Origin of the sequence: Microcystis sp. M49636_WE2 (genome assembly GCF_030065375.1) — a bacterium.
Lineage (GTDB): Bacteria > Cyanobacteriota > Cyanobacteriia > Cyanobacteriales > Microcystaceae > Microcystis > Microcystis aeruginosa_C.
Genome location: NZ_JASJFG010000418.1, coordinates 1 through 3,928, shown reverse-complemented (window position 1 = coordinate 3,928; position 3,928 = coordinate 1). Strand labels below are relative to the sequence as shown.

Sequence of the window (3,928 nt, the reverse complement as noted above, 5' to 3'; positions counted from 1 at the left end):
CCTTGATCCCCCCTTGATCCCCCCTTGATCCCCCCTTGATAAGGTAGGGTTGATTCATGAATCAACCCTACCCTTGATAAGGGTGGTGTCTGATAATTTTTAACGCCTACCTACTTAGGATCAGCCTAGTCAAAGTGGTGCCAAGGACAAAAGAGCCAACCGGATTTGTCCTCGCATCGGGGTGAGGAATTGACCATGGAGAAAATCGCCTCACCACTAACCGCTAAACCTTCTTACTTTTGCCAGTTTTACTACCCGGAGAAGTAGTTTTTTTAGTAGTGGTAGAAGTAGTTTTCTTGGTGGTGGTTTTCTTGGCAGTGGTTGTCTTGGCTGCTAGGGCGACTAAAGCTTGTTCTAGAGTCAGGGTTTCGGCGGTTTCTCCTTCGGGAATCTTGGCGTTAGTCTTACCGTGCTTGATATAAACTCCGTAGGGACCCTCGTACAATCCCACCAATTCCCCGTCGTCGGGATGTTGACCCAATTCTTTTAGGGGTGGTTTGGTGGAACCGCGAGTGCCGCGAGTTTTTTTCGGTTCGGCTAATAAGGCTAAAGCTCGATCGAGGGTTATAGTTAAGACATCATCGCTGGCTTTCAGGGAACGATATTCTTTTTCTTTGCCCTCTTCCTGAACTATATATGGACCGAAACGCCCTAAGCTGGCTTTAATTTTGCCTCCGGTGAGGGGATGGGTTCCCAGTAGTCGTGGCAGTGCCAATAAACCCACCGCTTGTTCGAGGGTGACATCCTCTGGTTTGACTCCTTTGGGTAGGGAGGCGCGTTTCGGTTTGGGGTTGTCATCGCTGACATCTCCTAACTGGACGTAGGGGCCGTAACTACCCACGAGCAGATAAATTGGCTCTCCGGTGTCGGGATGAAGACCTATTTTATCGGGACCTGCGGTTTTTTGTCGCAGCAGGGTTTCTACCTGTTCGGGGTTGAGGTCGGCGGGGGTTAAATCGGCGGGGATGGAAGCGGTGAGGATTTCATCGCCTCGGGAGACTTCCAGATAGGGACCGTATTTGCCGATCTTGATAGTTGCCTGTAAATCCTCTAAATTTACCGATTTGGCGGTGCTAGAGTTAATTTGACTCTCGCGCTCTTTGACTTGGCTTTCTAGCCCTTTTTCGCCGCGATAGAAGCGATCGAGATAGGGCAACCATTGGGCGGAACCAGTGGCGATATCGTCGAGGGTTTCCTCCATTTTTGAGGTAAATTTGGGATCTACCAGGTCGGGGAAATGATTTTCTAACAAACTAACCACGGCAAAAGCGGTGAAGGTGGGAATGAGGGTTTTATTCCGCATTTGGGCATAACCGCGATCGATAATTGTGCCGAGAATGGTGGCGTAGGTGCTGGGTCGCCCGATTCCTTCACTTTCGAGGGTTTTTACGAGGGAGGCTTCGCTATAACGGGCGGGGGGTTGGGTATCGTGGCTAATGGCTTCTAGTTGGCGACAATTGGGGGTATCACCGATGCTGAGGGGGGGTAGGATTATTTCTTGGTCGTCGATGGCGGCTTCGGGATCGTCGGAACCTTCCACATAGGCGCGGAAAAAGCCTGGGAAGTCGATTCTTTTGCCAGAGGAGCGAAATCCGGCATTTTCTACCTGAATATTAACGGCGATCTGGGTAATGCGGGCATCGGCCATCTGTGAGGCGACGGTACGTTTCCAGATTAGGTCGTAGAGGGCGAATTCTAGTCCGCTCAGGCCGGTTTCCCGGGGCAGGCGAAAGCTGCTACCGGCGGGCCGGATGGCTTCGTGTGCTTCCTGTGCGCCTTTGCTTTTGGTGGTGTACTGCCGGGGTTGGGGACTGAGATAGTTTTTTCCGTACATTTGTTCTACACAATGACGGGCGGCGGTGATGGCCTGATCGGAAAGATGGACGGAATCGGTCCGCATATAGGTGATGTAGCCCTGTTCGTAGAGATTTTGGGCGATTCGCATGGTGTCGCGGGCGGATATGCCCAGTTTCCGGTTAGCTTCTTGCTGTAGGGTGGAGGTGGTGAAGGGGGGGGAAGGTTTGCGAGTGGTGGGTTTTTCTTCGGTGTGGCTAACGCGCCAGATTTTGTCTTGGATGCGTTCTTTTAAGGCGGCGGCGGTGGCTTGATCTAAGAGTGTCACCTGGCGACCGGGGAGCAGTCTGCCGGTGTCGGCATCGAAATCGCTGCCATTTGCCACTTTTTGACCGTTTAAGGTGACTAATTTCGACTCGAATTGATTTTTGTCCTTTTCGAGGGTGGCTTTCAGGTCCCAATAATTGGCGGTTTTAAAAGCTCGTCGTTCTCGTTCGCGCTGCACGAGCAGACGTACCGCGACGGATTGCACGCGGCCGGCGGATAACCCTTTGGAGATTTTTTTCCAGAGTAGGGGGGAGAGGGTATAACCGTAGAGGCGATCGAGTATGCGGCGGGTTTCTTGGGCGTGAACTAAATTTTCGTCGATGGAGCGACAATTTTTCAGGGCGGCTTGGATTGCTTCTTTGGTGATTTCGTGAAATACCATTCTTTTGATGGGTATTTTCGGGTTGAGTACCTGCAAGAGATGCCAACTGATGCTTTCCCCTTCCCGATCTTCGTCGGTGGCGAGGATCAGTTCGCTGGCCCCTTTGAGGGCTTCTTTTAATTCTTTGACGACTTTACTTTTGCTTTTGGGGACGACGTAGAGGGGGTCGAAATCGTTCTCCACATCTACGCCTAAATTGGCCCAGGATTTGTCTTTGTGGGTGGGGGGAATTTCTTCGGCGGAGGCGGGCAGATCGCGGATGTGGCCCATGGAGGCTTGGACTCGATAGCCGCTAGGCAGATAATTGCTGATCGTCCGAGCTTTGGTGGGGGATTCGACAATAACCAGGGTTGACATAGGAATTGATCACGAGGGCATCGCCACAGCGACTGTTTTAGTTAGACTGACAATCGTTGTTTGATGATGGGCAAAAGTTACTATTTATCTTGACCGGCTTGATTCAGGTCAAAAGCCACTTATTACGATAATAGAGATTAAAGCTGGTCTTTTGTCACTAACTTCTTAACAAAACTTAATATTTTTCTGGAGCGGCGATCGGACTCAAGGCACTGCTGGCGGCCGCAGGGTAATATAATCCGTGTGAGGAGTGGGAATTATGAATTATGAATTGGGGGGTGGGGAGTGCCTATCGCTTACAGGTGTAGGTTTATTACAAAGAGGTGAATCGGGCCAAAGCCTTGTCTGTTCTAATTTAGGTTCAAATACAAGGCATCCGTCGTCGACAGGACAGAAAAGAGCTTCTAGACTGAACATAGATGGGTTGAGGGTGCTGAGTTTATATATTTTTCAGCTTACTAGCCTCCGCCTTTTCTTTCCACCCTTATCCCGAACTGACGTTAAAATTATGCAATCAATTAAATTTTTTAGTAGTATGCGTCCCCAAAATCGTCAATTTGCCGTCATCGGATTAGGCAGATTTGGGCGCGCTGTCTGTGAAACCTTACGCAAACAAGGTTATCAAGTGGTAGCGACAGATATTGACGAAGGATTAGTAGCACAAGCGTTATCTGATCGAATAGTAGATAATGCGATCGAGCTTGATTCTACCAAACCTAACGCCCTGCGAGAAGCGGGAATTTTTGAAACCGATACGGTGATTGTCGCTATTGGTAAATACGTGGAAGAAAGTATCATTACTACTCTCAATTGTAAGGAAGCAGGGGTTAATTTTGTCGCCGCTAAAGCCTCCACAGAAATCCATGGAAAATTACTAAAAAAAGTTGGTGCAGATTTAGTAGTTTTTCCCGAATACGATGCCGGTTGTGAGTTAGCGCACCGTTTAACTAGACCATCAATTTTAGAACGATTTGATCTCGATCCCGAACATAGTATTGTCGAGTTAAAAGTCCCGGAAGCTTTTCACGGTAAAACCCTAGCAGAGTTAGAAATTCGTAATCGTTATGG

Annotated in this window: 2 protein-coding genes and 1 pseudogene; 1 reads left to right on the top strand and 2 read right to left on the bottom strand. The window is 49.3% G+C overall.

The window, feature by feature from the left end:
- Nucleotides 1-223: 223 nt before the first annotated feature.
- Nucleotides 224-2,860 carry a type I DNA topoisomerase gene (gene topA / locus PX484_RS09965; RefSeq protein WP_287767291.1) on the bottom strand — a complete coding sequence of 879 codons (2,637 nt, stop codon included), beginning with the start codon at nucleotides 2,858-2,860 and terminating at the stop codon, nucleotides 224-226.
- Between the two features lie 324 nt (nucleotides 2,861-3,184).
- Nucleotides 3,185-3,277, bottom strand: a pseudogene (locus tag PX484_RS26000) (IS982 family transposase); the annotation flags it as partial.
- 91 nt (nucleotides 3,278-3,368) lie between these two features.
- On the opposite strand from PX484_RS26000, the gene PX484_RS09960 reads away from it, so the two are divergent.
- A partial coding sequence (locus PX484_RS09960) for a potassium channel family protein (protein WP_288103694.1) occupies nucleotides 3,369-3,928 on the top strand: 560 nt, incomplete at its 3' end.